Genomic DNA, 16,321 nt, shown 5'->3' on the forward strand with positions numbered 1-16,321 from the left:
TCGAAGCGCGGATGCGCGGGACCCGGCGAGGTCCGGCCGCGACCGCCCCCATGAGGTTCCGTATGCTGTCTGACGATACGCCCGCTTCCCTGCCCGACCGCCAGGTCTCCGTCCGCGAGGTGTTCGGCATCGACCTCGATCTCAAGGTGCCGGCCTATTCCGAACCCGAGGAGCACGTGCCGGATCTCGATCCGGACTACATCTTCGACCGGGAGACCACGCTCTCGATCCTGGCCGGCTTTGCCCGGAACCGCCGCGTGATGGTCACCGGCTACCACGGCACCGGCAAGTCGACGCATATCGAGCAGGTGGCGGCGCGCCTGAACTGGCCCTGCATCCGGATCAACCTCGACAGCCACGTCTCGCGCATCGACCTCGTCGGCAAGGACGCCATCGTCCTCAAGGACGGCAAGCAGGTCACCGCCTTCCAGGACGGGATCCTGCCCTGGGCGCTGCAGAACAACGTCGCCCTCGTCTTCGACGAGTACGATGCCGGGCGCCCCGACGTGATGTTCGTGATCCAGCGGGTGCTGGAAGTCTCGGGCCGCCTGACGCTGCTCGACCAGAAGCGCGTCATCCGCCCGCATCCGGGCTTCCGGCTGTTCGCCACCGCCAACACGGTGGGCCTGGGTGACACCTCGGGCCTCTATCACGGCACGCAGCAGATCAACCAGGGCCAGATGGACCGCTGGTCGATCGTCACCACCCTGAACTACCTGCCGCACGACCGCGAGGTCGACATCGTGCTCTCCAAGGCGACGCACTACCAGAGCGAGAGCGGGCGCGACACGGTGAACCGGATGGTGCGCGTGGCGGATCTGACCCGCAACGCCTTCATGAACGGCGACCTCTCCACCGTGATGAGCCCGCGCACGGTCATCACCTGGGCGGAGAATGCCGACATCTTCCGCGACATCGGCTTCGCCTTCCGGGTGACGTTCCTCAACAAGTGCGACGAGCTGGAGCGGCCCCTGGTCGCCGAGTTCTACCAGCGCGCCTTCGGCAAGGAACTGCCCGAGAGCGCGCTCAACGTCGCCCTGAGCTGACGGAGCAGCCGTCCCCGCGTTGAGGCGCGACGGGGACGGCGCTCATTCCCCCGGTATCGCGGCGCTGCCCCGGCCGGGCCTTCGAACTCGATCCGGTGGCTTCCGCGAAGACATGGCTCTGACCAACCGCCCCAAGACCGGTGATCGCAAGGAACCCGGTGCCGAGCCGCTGAAGCGGTCCGTGGCCGGCTGCCTGCGCGCCATCGCCAAGCGGCCCGACATCGAGGTCACCTATGCCAGCGACCGGCCGGCCCTGATCGGCGACAAGGCGCGCCTGCCCGAGCCCACCCGTCGCATCACCGCCGAGGATGCGGCGATCCTGCGGGGCCATTCCGATTCGATGGCCCTGCGCCTCGGCTGCCACGACTCGGGCGTCCACCGCCGGCTCGCCCCCGAGAATTCCGCCGCCCGCGCGGTCTACGACGCGGTCGAGCAGGCCCGCGTCGAGGCGATCGGCTCGCGCCGGCTCGATGGCGTGGCCGCCAACATCACCGCGATGCTCGAGGACCGCTACCACCGCGGCGGCAAGTACGAGACCATCACCGACCGCGCCGACGCGCCGATGGAGGATGCCGTCGCGCTGATGGTGCGCGAGCGCCTGACCGGGCAGAAGCCGCCGCCGGCCGCCGCGCGCATCGTCGATCTCTGGCGCGAGCATATCGAGGCGCGGGCCGGCAAGAACCTCGACGGCCTGCTCGGCTCGATCGAGAACCAGCGCAGCTTCGCCCGCTCCGTGCGCGACCTGCTCTCCTCCCTCGACATGGCCGACGAGAGCCCGCTCGACCAGGACGACGAGAGCGACGAGGACGAGAACCAGGCCCAGGACGACGAGCAGAGCCCGAGCGAGGGCGAGGCCGAGGAGCAGTCCCAGGGCGACCGTGCCGAGATCGAGGTGACCGACGAGGCCACCGACGATCTGGACGAGGGCGCCACCGAATCCGCCGACGCGCCCTCCGGCGAGCTTCCGGAAGAGGCAGAGGATTCGGAATCGGACGAGGCCTCCGAATCCTGGCGCCCGCCGTCGCAGCGCGGCAACGAGCGGGCCGGCCCCGACTACAAGGTCTACAACCCGCGCTTCGACGAGATCGTCGAGGCGGAGGAGCTGTGCGACGCCGAGGAGCTGGCGCGCCTGCGCAGTTACCTCGACAAGCAGCTCGCCCATCTCCAGGGGGTCGTCGGCCGTCTCGCCAACCGGCTTCAGCGCCGCCTTCTGGCCCAGCAGAGCCGCGCCTGGGATTTCGATCTCGAGGAGGGCCAGCTCGATCCGGCCCGTCTGGTCCGCGTGGTCACGGACCCGTTCCAGCCGCTCTCCTTCAAGCAGGAGAAGGACACCAACTTCCGCGACACCGTCGTCACGCTGCTGCTCGACAATTCCGGCTCGATGCGCGGGCGCCCGATCACGGTCGCGGCCACCTGCGCCGACATCCTCGCGCGCACGCTCGAGCGCTGCGGCGTGAAGGTCGAGATTCTCGGCTTCACGACCCGGGCCTGGAAGGGCGGGCAATCCCGCGAGGCGTGGCTGGCCGGCGGCAAGCCGCCCGCACCCGGCCGCCTCAACGACCTGCGCCACATCGTCTACAAGTCGGCCGACGCCCCCTGGCGGCGTGCGCGCAAGAACCTCGGGCTGATGATGCGCGAGGGGTTGCTCAAGGAAAACATCGACGGCGAGGCGCTGGACTGGGCTCACAAGCGCCTACTGGCGCGTCCCGAGCAGCGGCGCATCCTGATGGTGATCTCCGACGGCGCGCCGGTCGACGACTCGACCCTCTCGGTCAATCCGGGCAATTATCTGGAGCGCCACCTGCGCTACATGATCGAGGAAATCGAGACCCGCTCGCCGGTGGAATTGCTGGCCATCGGCATCGGCCACGACGTGACGCGCTATTACCGCCGCGCTGTCACCATCATCGACGCGGAGGAACTCGGCGGCGCGATGACGGAAAAGCTCGCCGAACTGTTCGAGGAAGATGCGGGCATGGCCCGCTCCGCCGCGCCGCGCCGGGCGGCGGGGGGACGGCGATAGGCCGGTCCCTCAGAACGGGCTGACGGGGAAGAACCGCAGGTAGAGTTCGGTGTATTTCCCGTCGTCCCAGACACGCTGGAGCGCGTCGTCGAGGGCGCGGGCGAGCGCGGCGTCCTCGGTGCGGGTGACGAGGCCGATGCCCTCGCCGAAATAGCGGTTCTCGAGATAATCGCCGCCGGAAAAGGCGCAGCAATTTTCTGCCTCCTGTCCGTTCAGCCAGAGGGCGAGGTTCAGCCCGTCCGCGAACAGGTAATCGACTTCGCCCCGCCGCAGCGCGCTTTCCGCCGAGGCGAGATCGGTGAAGGTTTTTCGCGCGGCCTTGGGGAAGTAGGCTTTGAGATAGGCCTCGTGCGCGCTTCCCTCGACGACGGCGACCGACCGCTCGGTGAGTGCGGCGGCCGACGGTGCGGGAAGACCGCGGTCGCGGCGGGCGACGAAGCGGGCCGGCCAGCGGAAATAGGGGCGCGTCGCCAGGAAGCGCGCCCGCAGGCCCGGCGTCAGCGGGATAGCGGCAGCCACCACGTCCCCCTGCTTGTCGGCCAAGGCATCGAGCAGCGTGTCGAAGCGACGCGCCTGGACCGTGCAGGCGATCGAGAGCCGTTCACAGACGGCGCGGGCCAACTCCACGGAGAAACCGGTCGGCGCGCCGTCCGGCCCTGCGAAATGCAGCGGCGGAAATTCGTCGTCGGTCATGAAGCGCACGGCGCGGCCCGTCTGGGGCGCCTCGACGCGTTCGCCGCGGGCGCGTGGATTCCAGAAGTTGGGCACCGTGACCGCGGGGGCGTCGGACGGCGCGGTCGCTGGAGTTTGTTGTGCCTGTGCAACGCTGGCGAGCAAATTCATCGTCGCCGCACCCAGCACGGCGCACAACCGGAAACGGTTGATTGACGCAAGAGTTGTGAAGATGGAGCGATGCACGCAGTCGGAGGGGTTCGGGCCCATATCTCTCCCTAGCACGGTGTGGGCTCGCAGGGAGCCGTCACCCTGTCAAACGTCGAACACCGCCGCAGCGCCCGGATCATACCTCTCCCGCCGGAGATCGGATTCCTGGCAACCGAGGGCATCCCACTCGATGTTCTGGAGCGGGCCGTGCGTTCGGCGCGTCGCTGCGGCACCGATGCGGCCACCGCGCTCCTCAACGAGGGGCTGGTTTCCGAGGAGTGCTTCTATCGAGTGCTGGCGCGCCATCTCGGGACGCGCTTTCTCGCGGAGGGCTTCGCTCTGGGCGAGGATCTGCGCTATCCGGACTGCCTCGTCGTCGGCGCCGCACCGCTCGGGCGGGGTGAGTGCCATCGCATCGTTGCCGCACCGCGCGGGAGGGCCGTGGCCCGGCTGATCGCGGCGGCAGGTCGGCTGGACGCTCCACCCGCCATCACCACCCCGACCGCCCTGCGGCTGGCGGTCTTCGCTCGGAACGGGGACGAGATCGCTCGGGACGCCGCCGAGAGCCTGCAGCGCCGGCATCCCGCATGGTCCTGCCGTCCGGGGCTGCAGGCGATCGACCTCGCGCTCATCGCCCTCGCCCTCGCTCTTCTGACCCTGCTGATCCGCCTGCCGACGCTCACCAGCCTCGTCCTGCTGGCGCTCGTCCAGGTCCTGATGATCGCCCTGCTGACCTTCCGTCTCGCCGCGGTCGCGATGAGCGCGGCGCCCAAAGTCGCGCGTCCCGGGCTGCCGGACGACGCCCTTCCGACCTACACCATCCTCGTCGCCCTCCATCGCGAGGCGAGGGTCATCCCGCGGCTCGTGTACAGCCTGGGCCGGCTCGACTATCCGGCGGCGAAACTCGACATCAAGTTCCTGCTGGAAGCGGGCGATCACGAGACCGCAGCGGCCTTGCGGGCGGTGCCGCTGCCACCCCGCTTCGAGATCGTCACCGTGCCCGAAGGCTTGCCGCGCACCAAACCGCGGGCGCTCTGCGCCGCCCTGGCGCTCGCCCGCGGCGACCTCCTCGTGGTCTACGACGCGGAGGACGTGATCGAGCCGGATCAACTGCGGGTCGCCGCGGCGGTTTTTGCCGCCTCCGCCCCGTCCGTCGCCTGCCTGCAGGGCCGCCTCGTCATCGACAACCACGGGGACGGCTGGCTGCCCCGCCTTTTCGCCATCGAGTATGCGGCCCTGTTCGACGTGCTCGGCCCGGCGCTCGCCGCGTGGCGCATGCCGACGCCGCTCGGGGGCACCTCGACGCATTTCCGCACCGACGTGCTGCGGCGTCTCCATGGATGGGACCCGTGGAACGTCACCGAGGATGCCGATCTCGGCCTGCGCCTGGCGCTCGCGGGCTACCATGTCGGCGACCTGCCGAGTTCGACCTTCGAGGAGGCGCCCAAGCGCCTCGGCGCGTGGCTGCGCCAGCGCACCCGCTGGATGAAGGGCTTTCTGCAGACCAGCGCCACCCATGGACGCTTCCCGCTCGCGACCTACCGCAGGCTCGGCCCTGCGGAGAGTCTGTGCGCGCTGGCCCTGCTGCCGGGCACCGTCGTCTCGGCCCTGTTCTACCCGTTCATGCTGGTCGGCGGCCTCGCCGAACTGATGCTGGACGAGGGTGGGGGCGGTGTCCTGCGGTACCTTACCCGGGCCGGCGCATGGACGATCTTCCTCGGCGGGCTCGCCGCGATCTGGCTTCCCGGCATCGTCGGCTGCCTCCGGCGGGGCTGGCACGATCTCCTGCCTCTCGTAGCGCTCCTGCCGGCCTACTACCTGCTGGTCAGCCTCGCGGCGTGGCTCGCCGTGTTCGAACTCGCCCGTCACCCGCACCGCTGGAACAAGACCGAGCACGGGCTGGCGCGCCATTCGCGCAGCGGCGCGCTCGCGGGCCGCTGGGGCGCCGGGCTCAGATCCGCTTCGCCAGCTCCGCCGCCGTCTCCGGTGCCGGCCGGTTCAGGTTGACCGCGCCGACGAAGCCGTTGCGGGCGTTCATGAGGTAGACGAGCGCCGTGTGCTCCATGGTATAGTCGCCGCCGGAACTCGGCACCTTCTTGGCGTAGGCGCGGAAGTTCTTGACTGCCGCAGCCACCTGCTCCGGGCTGCCGGTAAGGCCGGTGATGCGCGGATCGAAGCTCGACAGGTAGGACTTCAGCGTCTCGGGCCGGTCGCGCTCCGGGTCCACGGTGACGAAGGCGACCTTGAGCGCATCGCCCTTGGAGCCCATGGCCGCCAGCACGTCGCCGACCTGCTGCAGCGTCGTCGGGCAGACGTCCGGGCAATGGGTGAAGCCGAAGAACATCAGGTAGGGCTGGCCGGCGAAGTCGCGCTCGCTCACGGTCTTGCCGTCCTGGTTCACCAGGGTGAAAGGGCCGCCGATGCCGGTCGCCCCGCCCTGCTGCTGGGGCACCAGCGTCACGACCGCCGCGGCGGAGAGCGCGACGAGGCCCGCCACGAAGGCGGCGATGGGCAGGAGAACGCGGCGGGACAGACGCATGGGCTCTACGAGGCTCTTCGAGGTTGAGCGGCGGGCGACGGCCGCGGACGATCCGCCGGCGCGGCTTGTTACCGACTCAAGATGAGCGATTCGCCAAAGAAGTGAAAAAGTCTCCGCGGTTTCCCGTCGCGCGGGCGCGGCGGCGGAGCTTTTTGCGAGCCGGGACCCTGCCGCGCGGGCGGCAGGGCGGACGATATCAAGAGGCCTCGGCTTGAACCGCCGGGGCGGATTCGTCCGCCCGCACCCCGTGCCGGCGCAGAGCCTCGCCAACCATCAGGATCGCCGGCCCTTCCAGCCCCGAGGCCTCGACGCGCCCGGCCAAGTCGCGAGCGGTGCCGGCCACCGTGGCTTGGCTCGCCCGCGTCGCATTGAACACGACCAGCGCCGGAGTCTCGGGGGCGAGCCCTTCGGCCACCGCCCGCTCCAGCAGGGCGGCGAGCGTCCGCTTGGGCATGTAGACGACGGTGGTGACGCTTCTGTCGGCCAGCGCCCCCCAGTTCAGGTCGTCGGGCAGGGCGCCGCGCCGGTCGTGGCCGGTGACGAATTGCAGGCGCCGGGCCGCGTCGCGGTGGGTCAGCGACACGCCGAGGGCGGCCGCAGCGCCCTGCGCCGCGCTGACGCCGGGGACGATGGTGCAGGGGATGCCCGCGGCCTGGCAGGCCTCGATCTCCTCGCCGGCCCGCCCGAACACGAGCGGGTCGCCGGATTTGAGGCGCACCACCTGCTTGCCGGACTTGGCGAGCGAAACCATCAGCGCGTTGATGTCGTCCTGGCGGCAGGAGGGCCCGTGCCCGGTCTTGCCCACCAGCATGGTGCGGGCCTCGCGGCGGGCGTAGTCGAGGATCTCGGGGGCGACGAGGTCGTCGTAGAGGATCACGTCGGCGTTGCGTAAGCTCCGCAGGGCCTTGAGCGTCAGGAGTTCGGCGTCGCCCGGCCCGGCGCCCACCAGCGTCACCGCGCCGCCCATCGGCAGCGCCTCGGCCTGCCCCAGCAGGTCGGACAGGTCGACCTCCGTCGGCGCTCGGTCCGGTTCGGCGAAGGCGCGGTCGGTGAAACGCTCCCAGAAGCCGCGCCGCTCCGAGAAGCCGTGGAAGCGGGCGGAGACGGTCTCCCGCCAGTCCCGCGCCGCCGCGACCCAGTGCTTGAAGTCGCGGGGCAGCATCGCCTCGATGCGCGCCCGCACCGTCTGCCCGAAGACCGGGGCCGCGCCCTCCGTCGAGATGCCGACGACCAGCGGCGAGCGGTTGACGATGGCGCCGAACTTCACGTCGCACAGGTGCGGCCGGTCGACGGCGTTGACGATGGCGCCGGCCGCGCGCGCCGCCGCGACGAAGGCGATGCAATCGTCCTCGTCCTCCATCGCGCCGATGGCGAAGGCGGCGCCCGCCAGATCCTCGGGTGTCCAGCGCCGCTGGTGCAGCGTCACCGAGCCGGCGGCGATCTCGGCAGGCACGCCGCGCAGCTCCTCGCTGGGCTCCTCGGCGTAGACATCGACCCGGGCGCCGGCGGCGGCCAGCAGCTTCACCTTCCAGGGCGCGCCGCCGTTGGAGCCGGCGAGCACGGCCCGCTTGTCCTGAAGCGGCACGAAGACGGGCAGCACCGCCAGCGGCTCGAGGCCGGCGCGGGTTTCGCGGGGTTGGCGGGGCGTGCTCATACGGTTCGACGCGTTCGTTTCTCTGGAGGGCCGGTGCGCTCCCCTCCCCTTGTAGGGAGGGGCCGGGGGCGGGTGGTTGCAGAAGGCACCGCTGCGCCCGATCCTGCACCACCCCACTCCCACCTCCTCCCACAAGGGAGAGGAGAGCCGGTCTGCGTGAAAATTGCCCCTACGCGGCGCTGCGCGCAAGCGCCTGCGGCAGCAGCTTGCGGATCTCGGGGATGCAGGAGCCGCAATTCGTTCCCGCCTTGCAGGCCGCCCCCACCGCTTCGACCGAGCCCGCTCCGGCACCGATCGCCGCGTTGATGGTGTCGAGCCCGACGCCGTGGCAGGCGCAGATGACCGGGCCGGCCGAGGCCGTCGCGGCCCGTCCCGAGAGCAGGCTGCGCCGATCCATTGCCTCGATCGCCGGGGCGGCGAAGACCCCCTTGGCGAGTTCCCATTCGGGGCGACGCTCGCCCGGCGCCACGGCGAGCGCGGCGACGAGCCGGTCCCCCGCATAGACCGCGCAGCGATAGAGCCCCCGGGCATGATCGACGTATTCGGCGAGTTCGTGGCCGGGGAACATCCCGCGGACCGCGAGCGCCATCTCCCGCGAGCCCTCCCCCGTGGCAAAGAGCAGGCCGGAGCCGCCCTCGACGGTCGCCCGCGCCCACCACCAACCGGCGGGTGCCGCGTGCACCTCCCGGGTCAACAGGTAGCCGCGGGAGCGGTAGGCCACCGCCTCGATCGCGGCGGGCGTTGCCTTCAGTTCCGGCTGGCCCGAGACGGGGTCCGGAATGCCGCGGGCGAGCGCGGCGGCGCGCCCGTGCGAGGCGGTCATGTCGCTCCAGTGCATCGGCGCGAAGATCGAGCCGGGCCGGATGCCGTCGGTGACCGTGACTTCGAGGATCGCCTCGCCGAGCTCGGTCGTGACGCGGGCAAAGCCGCCGTCGGTCAGGCGGTAGCGGGCCGCGTCGTCGGGGTGGATCTCGACGAAGGGCACGGCGCGGTGCGCGGAGAGGCGCTGGCTTTTGCCCGTGCGGGTCATGGTGTGCCAGTGGTCGCGGATGCGGCCGGTGTTGAGCACCAGCGGGCGCTCGGCCGTGACGGGCTGCGCCAGCGCGGGCGGCTGCACCGCCACGAAGCGGGCGCGCCGGTCGAAGGTGTAGAAGCGCCCGTCCGCGAACAGCCGGGCGCGGCCCCGCTTCGCCTCCGGCCCGCGCTTCGGGACGGGCCATTGCAGCGGCAGGTGCCGGTCGTAGGCGGACGCGCCGATCTCGGAGAGGCCACCGAGGTCGAAGTCGCGGGTGCCGTCGTTCTCGAAGCCCGAGAGCGCGGCGTGCTCGCGAAAGATCTCGACGGCGGAGGTGTAGGCAAAGGCCTCGCCGTGGCCCAGCCGACGGGCCACGTCGCTCATGATCACCCAGTCGGCCCGCGCTTGCCCCGGCGCCTCCAGGAAGGCGCGCTGGCGCGAGATGCGCCGCTCGGAATTCGTCACCGTGCCGTCCTTCTCGCCCCAGGCGAGGGCCGGGAGCAGCACGGTCTTCTTGGCTGTGGCGCGGGCGCTGTCGCTGTTGGCCACCGCCTCGGACACGACGTAGAGGTCGAGGCTGCGAAGCGCCTCGCGGATGCGGTCGGCCCGCGGCATCGAGACCAGCGGGTTCGTCCCCATTACCCAGAGCGCCTTGATCTTGCCGCGCTCGATCGCCTCGAACAGCGCGACCGCCTTCATGCCCTCGCCGGTGATGATGTTGGGCGCACGCCAGAAGCGGCGCACCCGGTCCACCTCCTCGGGGGCGAAGTGCATGTGGGCGGCCAGCATGTTGGCGAGCCCGCCCACCTCGCGCCCGCCCATGGCGTTGGGCTGGCCGGTGAGCGAGAGCGGGCCCATGCCGGGCCGGCCGATCCGCCCGGTGGCGAGGTGGCAGTTGATGATGGCGTTGCCCTTGTCGGTCCCTTGCGCCGACTGGTTCGCCCCCTGGCTGAAGCCGGTCACCACCCGCTCCGTCCGGGCGAAGAGGTCGAAGAAGGCCTGCACCTCCGCCTCCGCGAGGCCCGTCGCCCGCGCGGTGGCGGCGACATCCGGCGCGATCTGCCGGGCGCGCTCCAGGGCGCCCTCGAAGCCGGCGGTGTGCTCCTCGATGAAGCGACCGTCGAGTTTTCCCTGCCCGGCCAGATACGTCATCAGGCCGGAGAACAGGGCGGTGTCGCTGCCGGGTTCGAGGCCGAGATGCAGGTCGGCCTCCTCACCGGTCTGGGTCCGGCGGGGATCGACGGTGACGATCTTCGTGCCGCGGCGTTGACGCGCATCGAGCATGCGGCGGAACAGGATCGGGTGGCACCACGCAGCGTTGGAGCCGACGAGCACGATCAGGTCGGCCTCGTCGAGATCCTCGTAGCAGCCGGGCACCGTGTCCGAGCCGAAGGCGCGGCGGTGCGCCGCCACCGCCGAGGACATGCAGAGCCGCGAATTGGTGTCGACATGCGGCGTGCCGAGGAAGCCCTTGGCCAGCTTGTTGGCGACGTAATAATCCTCCGTCAGCAACTGGCCGGAGAGGTAGAAGGCGATGGCGTCCGGACCGTGCTGCTCGGCGATCTTCCGCAGGCCGCCCGCGACGGCGCCGAGCGCGCCTTCCCAGGTCGCGGCCTGCCCGTCGACGGTGGGCGACAGCAGCCGGTCCTTGAGGTCGACCGTCTCGCCGAGCGCCGAGCCCTTGGAGCAGAGGCGGCCGAAATTGGCCGGATGATCGGGGTCGCCCGCGATCGCCACACCGCCCCGCCCGTCGGGCGTGGCGAGCACGCCGCAGCCGACGCCGCAATAGGGACAGGTCGTCTTCACCACCGGTGCGGAGAGATCGGGGGTGGGCAGGCTCATCGACGCATCCTCGGCGGCTTTCTCGTCGTCGCACCGACGTTCCGCCGAGGGTCGCAAAAGTCGGGCCGAGCGCCCGCATGCCACCTGGGGGTGGCGAAAAGTCCAAGGCGCGCGGGGCACTTCGCGCGGGTGCTCAGGGTTCTGAGCGGGGCGGGCTCTGCTATCCTGCCGCCGAACCGGACCGAAGCGTTCCGACGATCAGGGAGACGAAGCCATGAGCGAGCCCGCGAGCCAACCCGCCGAGGGGATCGAGCCCGTGACCGCCGAGCAGGCCGACAATGCCGGCACGCCGCTGCGCGTGACCGCGACGCCGGCCGCGCTCGAACTGATCGAGGAGCTGAAGGCCGAGTACGGACCGGTGATGTTCCACCAGTCGGGCGGCTGCTGCGACGGCTCCTCGCCGATGTGCTACCCGGTGGGCGACTTCATCACCAGCGACGGCGACGTGCATCTCGGCCGGGTCGGCGGCGCGGACTTCTTCATCTCGCGCTCGCAGTTCGAGGTCTGGAAGCACACCCACATCATGCTCGACGTGGTTCCCGGCCGCGGCGGCATGTTCTCCCTGGAGAACGGCCGCGAGAAGCGCTTCCACGTCCGCTCACGGCTGTTCACCAGCGCCGAGAACGAGGCCTTGTCGGGCGCCTGCCGCCTGTAGCCGTCAGCGCGCGCCGACCTCGACGCGAGCCTCGTGCGCCGCCAGCCGGAGGCTCGTCTCGCCCGGCGCGTCGAGCGGCGCGAGCAGAGCCGCCGGGCCGCGCAGGCGGCCGGCCTCGTCGCCGGCGAAGGCCCCGTCGAGGAGGCCCGCCCGGCTGGTGCCGTCGGCGGTGACCACCTGCCAAGTCATCACGTGCCGTCCCTCCCCGCCCGCCCGCGGCGGCAGGAGCGCGGCGTAGGGCTGGCGCAGGCCGTCGCCGGTCACGAAGGTGCAGGCCGCGACCCGCGCGGTGCCGAAGACGAGGCCGAGGTCGTCCCGTGTCCGGCAGGTCAGCGTGCCCGCCGCCCGGCCTTCTCCGGCACCATCGGTCGTGCGCGCGTCGGTCTCAGTGGCGATGGAGAGGGTGGCAAAGACGACGGCGGCGAGGACGGCACGCATGGCAACGGCTCCGTGAGGAATGTTCCGCTTCCCCAAGGAAGCGTTGCCGTTAACCATGGTCGGCCCGCATTTCCGGCCGATGGCGTCGTCCTCGCCGATTGTTGCGTCGGCTCCGGCCGCGACGCAACGCGCAAGCGTGGCGCCTCCGCGGGGCGTCGGCCGCGGGTCAGCCGTCCCGCCGCAGGGCGTGGACCGAGAACAGGCCGTCGCTGTCGGTCCAGGCCTCGAGCGGGGACCAGCCGGCGCGGGCGGCGAGCGCCCGGAAGCCGTCGAGCGTGTACTTGTAGCTGTTCTCGGTGTGGATCGATTCGCCCTCTTCGAAGGCGAAGCCGCGGCCGGCCACGCGCAGGGTCTGCGCCCGGCGACTGACGAGATGCATCTCGATCCGCGAGGCCTCGGCGTTGAAGAAGGCCCGGTGGCGAAAGCTCTCCACGTCGATGTCCGCTTCGAGATCGCGCTGGATGCGGCGGAGGAGGTTGAGGTTGAAGGCGGCGGTGACGCCGGCGGCGTCGTCGTAGGCTGCCTCCAGCACCGCGCGGTCCTTCACGAGATCGACGCCGATCACCAGCGTCGCGCCTGGGCCCAGGATGCGGCCGAACACGTCGAGCAGGCGCGCCGCCTCGCCGGGCTCGAAATTGCCGATGGTCGAGCCGGGGAAGAAGCCCGCCAGCGGCCGGTCGCGCACGCTGTCCGGCAGGGTGAAGGGGCGGGTGAAGTCGGCGACCACGGGCTCGACCGTGAGGTCGGGCAGGTCCGCGCGCAGGGTTTCAGCCTGCTCCGTCAGGAAGGCGCCCGAGACATCGACGGGGATGTAGGCGGAGAGGTCCGGCAGGTGCCGCAGCAGGCGCCGCAGCTTGGCGGTGGAGCCGCTGCCGAACTCCACCAGGGCAGCCCCCTTCGGCAGCAGGGCGGCGATGTCCGGGCCGCGTTCGTCGAGGATGCGCAGCTCGGTGCGCGTCGGATAATATTCCGGCAGGGCCGTGATCTGCTCGAACAGCGCCGAGCCGGCGGCGTCGTAGAAGTACTTGGCGGACAGGACCTTGGGCTTGGCCGCCAAGCCGTCCCAGACATCGGCCAGAAAAACGCCGTCCTCCGTGACCGGTTCGGCGGAAGAGGAGTCCGAGAGGCGGGGATCGATCGTCAAAGCGTGTCTCCGGGACCGCGGGCAGACGGGATGGAAGGGCGGCGGGCTCAGCCCTGCGCGTCGGCGAGCCTCAGGCCGGTGAACTGCCAGCGCTGGTGAGGGTAGAAGAAGTTGCGGTAACCGACTCGCGCATGCCCCTCCGCGGTCGCGACCGAGGAGCCGCGCAGCACATACTGGTTCGACATGAACTTGCCGTTGTACTCGCCGAGCGCCCCGGCCACGGGCCGATAGCCCGGATAGGGACCGTAGGCGCTGCGGGTCCATTGCCAGACGAGGCCGAAGGCATCGTCGATCAGGCCGTCGCGGGCGGCGACCTCCCACTCGGCCTCCGTCGGCAGGTCGCGCCCGGCCCAGCGGGCATAGGCATCCGCCTCGTAGTAGCTGACATGGGTGACCGGAGCGGCCGGATCGACCGCCTGGCGGCCGGCCAGCGACATCGTCGACCAGCCCTCCGCCTCGCGGCGCCAATAGCCCGGTGCCTCCCAGGCCTCCCGCTGGACGCAGACCCAGCCGTCGTTGAGCCAGAGTTCGGCCCGCGCGTAGCCGTCATCCGCCATGAAGGCGAGCCAGTCGCGGTTGGTCACGAGACCCCGGTCGATGTGCGTGCCCAGCATCAGGACATCGTGGCGCGGGCCCTCGTTGTCGAAGGCGAAGCCCGTCCCGTCGTGGCCGATCTGCGTGATGCCTCTTTCGAGAGCAGTCCGGCCGGCGGATGCCTGCCCCGCAGGCATCGTCCAGCGCGCCTCGTAGACGGGGTCGAGCGGGTTCTGCGCGAAGGCGTGCAGGATGTCGGTGAGCATCAGCTCCTGATGCTGCTGCTCGTGGTAGAGGCCGATCTCCAGGATCGGCAGCGCCTGCGCCAGCGCCTCGTCGGAGGCCTCGCGCAGCCACACCGTCACCGCGCGGTCGACATGGGCGCGGTAGGCGGCGGTTTCCTGTGCGGTGGGCCGCGTGATCATTCCCCGCATGAAGCGCGGCTGACGCGGGCCGGCCTGCACGTAGTAGGAATTGAACAGGTAGTGCAGGCGCTCGTCGTAGACGGCGTAGCCGGGCCGGTGCGCGCCGAGCAGGAACTGCTCGAAGAACCACGTCGTGTGCGCCCGGTGCCACTTGGTCGGGCTCGCATCCTCCATCGACTGGATCTGCTGATCCTCCGGCGAGAGCGGCGCGGCGCGCCGCTCGGTCTCGTCGCGCACGGTACGGAAGGCCGCGATCCAGGCGTCGCGGTCGATCGGACGGGCGTCGAGGGGCGGCGGCGGGAAGGCCGCGCGGCTCTCGGGAGAGGTGAGACGTGCTGCGCCGGCTGCCATAGTTGGAATCTCTTCCTCCGTTGGGCGCGGGAAATAGAAGTCGATCGCTCCACGACAACGCATGGGACGGCCAAGCCGTTCGTCGCACCCCTTTGCCGCACCCTCACGCCAACGGCGCTTTCGGGCCGGATCGGCAGCCTTTTTGCCGCCGCAGTGAGGTGTCCTTAACCGTCGCGCTTCGAAACTCGGTCCCCCGCAGACCCCAAGGATGACGGTCCAGGGATTCTGCGCGAGCCCGGGTGAGACGGTCATGCGGATCGATCTGATGGCAGGGGCAACCCTTTCCGCGGCCTTGCCGGCCCACAACCCACAGCCGGTCATCCTCGTCTTCGATTCCGGCCTCGGCGGTCTGACCGTGCTGGAGCAGGTGCGCCGCGCCCGCCCGGATGCGGCCTACCTCTACGTTGCCGACGACGCCGCCTTTCCCTACGGGGCCCTGAGCGAGCCGCAGCTCGTGGCGCGGATGATCGCGGTGATGGAGCGCCTGCTCGCCCGCCACGCGCCCGATCTCGTGGTGATCGCCTGCAACACGGCCTCGACGGTGGTGCTGCCGGCCCTGCGCCAGCGCTTCGTCACACCCTTCGTCGGCGTGGTGCCGCCGATCAAGCCGGCCGCCGCGCTGACGCGCTCGCGCCTCGTCTCGCTGCTCGCGACGCCCGGCACCGTGGCCCGGAGCTACACGCACGACCTCGTGCGCAGCTACGCCGCCGATTGCGCTGTGACGCTGGTGGGCTCGAAGAACCTCGCCCGCTACGCCGAGGCGGAGATGGCGGGGGCGCCCGTCTCGGACGCGGCGATCCTGGCCGAGATCGCGCCCTGCTTCGTCGAGACGGAGGGGCGGCGCACCGACGTGGTCTGCCTCTCCTGCACCCACTACCCGCTGCTGCTGACCCGCTTCGAGCGGCTCGCTCCCTGGCCGGTCACCTGGATCGACCCGGCCCCGGCCATCGCCCGCCGCGTCGTCCAGCTCCTGGGAGAGCGGCCGCAGCGGGCGCCGGACGCGCCGGCGGCCCGGGCCGTGTTCACCGGTGGGACGGGCCTCACGCCCGCGCTCGGGCGCTCGCTGGAGCAGCGGGGGCTTTGCGAGACGCAGGTCGAGGCGATGCCGCTGGTCCTGAGCTGACGGCCGATCCTCGACGCCGTCCGCGCAGAAGCATCTCCTCCGGCGCCTGCTCCGCCGCATCCTGCCGCGCCACGATCTCGGCGAGGCCGACAGGCGAGAAATCCCAGGCATCCACGCCGACGTCGCAGGAGCGGCTGGTATCGGGCAGGGTCGCGTGGGTGTGGCCGTAGAGGTGACGGGTGTCGCGCCACAGGCCGGGCCAGGCGCGGTGGGCGTAGTGCGACAGGAACAGCCGCCAGCTGCGCCCCGAGGCGTCCTGCGCCCCGATCCGGGCGCTCTCCACCGGCGGCTCGGCCCAGGGCAGGTCGAGCACGCGGTTGGTGTCGTGGTTGCCGTGCACGAGGCGCTTGATGCCGTTGAGCCGCGCGAAGACGGCGGCGCAGTGCTCCCGGCTGGCATGGGCCGCGAAGTCGCCGAGATGCCAGACCGTGTCGCCCTCCCCGACCCGGGCGTTCCAGCGCGCGATCAGTGCCTCGTCATGCGCCTCGACCGAGACGAAGGCGGGGCGTTGACGCGCCACAAGGTTACAATCGCCGAAATGCGTGTCGGCGGTGAAGAATATCGCCATATGACTTTCACGCTAATGTGAGTGAATGCATTGTTCCGATCGGGATGAAAAAGGAACCTGGTCGCCTCGCAATTGGCACCGT

General features: G+C 70.9%; 13 protein-coding genes. 5 read left to right on the forward strand and 8 right to left on the reverse strand.

What is annotated here, in order from left to right; genetic code table 11:
* Positions 1 to 62 precede the first annotated feature (62 nt).
* Together cobS and cobT are read left to right on the forward strand one after the other, a co-directional pair.
* The gene (gene cobS / locus BY998_RS00250) at positions 63 to 1,046 is read left to right on the forward strand and encodes a cobaltochelatase subunit CobS (protein ID WP_110349625.1); all 984 of its coding nucleotides are present in this window, start codon (positions 63 to 65) and stop codon (positions 1,044 to 1,046) included.
* Between the two features lie 112 nt (positions 1,047 to 1,158).
* Positions 1,159 to 3,069, forward strand: coding sequence for a cobaltochelatase subunit CobT (gene cobT, locus BY998_RS00255; protein ID WP_110349626.1), 1,911 nt, complete (start codon positions 1,159 to 1,161; stop codon positions 3,067 to 3,069).
* Between the two features lie 9 nt (positions 3,070 to 3,078).
* On the opposite strand, the gene BY998_RS00260 is transcribed toward cobT, so the two are convergent.
* Entirely contained in the window at positions 3,079 to 4,011 is a 933-nt protein-coding gene (locus BY998_RS00260) for a transporter substrate-binding domain-containing protein (RefSeq protein ID WP_110349627.1), read from the reverse strand.
* Positions 4,012 to 4,158: 147 nt separating this feature from the next.
* Between BY998_RS00260 and BY998_RS00265 the strand changes: the two genes are divergently transcribed.
* On the forward strand, positions 4,159 to 5,958 hold the full coding sequence (locus BY998_RS00265) for a glycosyltransferase family 2 protein (RefSeq protein ID WP_245421427.1): 1,800 nt from the start codon (positions 4,159 to 4,161) through the stop codon (positions 5,956 to 5,958).
* Here the strand turns inward: BY998_RS00265 and BY998_RS00270 are convergent.
* From BY998_RS00270 to BY998_RS00280, 3 genes are all read right to left on the reverse strand, one after another.
* Complete coding sequence (locus BY998_RS00270; protein WP_110349628.1) at positions 5,903 to 6,490, reverse strand: SCO family protein; 588 nt, start codon at positions 6,488 to 6,490, stop codon at positions 5,903 to 5,905. The two genes, BY998_RS00265 and BY998_RS00270, sit on opposite strands and share 56 nt — an antisense overlap.
* A 196-nt stretch (positions 6,491 to 6,686) precedes the next feature.
* The gene (gene cysG / locus BY998_RS00275; RefSeq protein WP_110349629.1) at positions 6,687 to 8,144 is read right to left on the reverse strand and encodes a siroheme synthase CysG; all 1,458 of its coding nucleotides are present in this window, start codon (positions 8,142 to 8,144) and stop codon (positions 6,687 to 6,689) included.
* Positions 8,145 to 8,313: 169 nt separating this feature from the next.
* Complete coding sequence (locus BY998_RS00280) at positions 8,314 to 11,001, reverse strand: nitrate reductase (RefSeq protein ID WP_110349630.1); 2,688 nt, start codon at positions 10,999 to 11,001, stop codon at positions 8,314 to 8,316.
* Between the two features lie 214 nt (positions 11,002 to 11,215).
* Between BY998_RS00280 and BY998_RS00285 the strand changes: the two genes are divergently transcribed.
* Positions 11,216 to 11,656: a DUF779 domain-containing protein gene (locus tag BY998_RS00285; protein ID WP_110349631.1), complete on the forward strand. Its 441-nt coding sequence runs from the start codon at positions 11,216 to 11,218 to the stop codon at positions 11,654 to 11,656.
* 3 nt (positions 11,657 to 11,659) lie between these two features.
* Here BY998_RS00285 and BY998_RS00290 read toward each other — a convergent pair whose 3' ends face one another.
* The 3 genes from BY998_RS00290 to egtB form a co-directional block, all read right to left on the reverse strand.
* The gene (locus BY998_RS00290) at positions 11,660 to 12,094 is read right to left on the reverse strand and encodes a DUF992 domain-containing protein (protein ID WP_181425396.1); all 435 of its coding nucleotides are present in this window, start codon (positions 12,092 to 12,094) and stop codon (positions 11,660 to 11,662) included.
* A gap of 166 nt (positions 12,095 to 12,260) precedes the next feature.
* On the reverse strand, positions 12,261 to 13,238 hold the full coding sequence (gene egtD, locus BY998_RS00295; RefSeq protein ID WP_110349633.1) for an L-histidine N(alpha)-methyltransferase: 978 nt from the start codon (positions 13,236 to 13,238) through the stop codon (positions 12,261 to 12,263).
* 47 nt (positions 13,239 to 13,285) lie between these two features.
* Complete coding sequence (gene egtB / locus BY998_RS00300) at positions 13,286 to 14,548, reverse strand: ergothioneine biosynthesis protein EgtB (protein WP_110349634.1); 1,263 nt, start codon at positions 14,546 to 14,548, stop codon at positions 13,286 to 13,288.
* Between the two features lie 250 nt (positions 14,549 to 14,798).
* Between egtB and murI the strand changes: the two genes are divergently transcribed.
* Entirely contained in the window at positions 14,799 to 15,671 is an 873-nt protein-coding gene (murI, locus tag BY998_RS00305) for a glutamate racemase (RefSeq protein ID WP_110350220.1), read from the forward strand.
* Here the strand turns inward: murI and BY998_RS00310 are convergent.
* Complete coding sequence (locus tag BY998_RS00310) at positions 15,589 to 16,239, reverse strand: metallophosphoesterase (protein WP_245421428.1); 651 nt, start codon at positions 16,237 to 16,239, stop codon at positions 15,589 to 15,591. The genes murI and BY998_RS00310 overlap by 83 nt on opposite strands.
* Positions 16,240 to 16,321 lie beyond the last annotated feature (82 nt).

This window comes from Methylobacterium sp. B4 (assembly GCF_003201865.1).
Classification (GTDB): domain Bacteria; phylum Pseudomonadota; class Alphaproteobacteria; order Rhizobiales; family Beijerinckiaceae; genus Methylobacterium.

Coding starts and splice junctions, on each gene's coding strand:
- cobS (WP_110349625.1), top strand. CDS start 63: ATGCTGTCTGACGATACGCCCGCTTCCCTGCCCGACCGCCAGGTCTCC.
- cobT (WP_110349626.1), top strand. CDS start 1,159: ATGGCTCTGACCAACCGCCCCAAGACCGGTGATCGCAAGGAACCCGGT.
- BY998_RS00260 (WP_110349627.1), bottom strand. CDS start 4,011: ATGGGCCCGAACCCCTCCGACTGCGTGCATCGCTCCATCTTCACAACT.
- BY998_RS00270 (WP_110349628.1), bottom strand. CDS start 6,490: ATGCGTCTGTCCCGCCGCGTTCTCCTGCCCATCGCCGCCTTCGTGGCG.
- cysG (WP_110349629.1), bottom strand. CDS start 8,144: ATGAGCACGCCCCGCCAACCCCGCGAAACCCGCGCCGGCCTCGAGCCG.
- BY998_RS00280 (WP_110349630.1), bottom strand. CDS start 11,001: ATGAGCCTGCCCACCCCCGATCTCTCCGCACCGGTGGTGAAGACGACC.
- BY998_RS00285 (WP_110349631.1), top strand. CDS start 11,216: ATGAGCGAGCCCGCGAGCCAACCCGCCGAGGGGATCGAGCCCGTGACC.
- BY998_RS00290 (WP_181425396.1), bottom strand. CDS start 12,094: ATGCGTGCCGTCCTCGCCGCCGTCGTCTTTGCCACCCTCTCCATCGCC.
- egtB (WP_110349634.1), bottom strand. CDS start 14,548: ATGGCAGCCGGCGCAGCACGTCTCACCTCTCCCGAGAGCCGCGCGGCC.
- murI (WP_110350220.1), top strand. CDS start 14,799: ATGCGGATCGATCTGATGGCAGGGGCAACCCTTTCCGCGGCCTTGCCG.
- BY998_RS00310 (WP_245421428.1), bottom strand. CDS start 16,239: ATGGCGATATTCTTCACCGCCGACACGCATTTCGGCGATTGTAACCTT.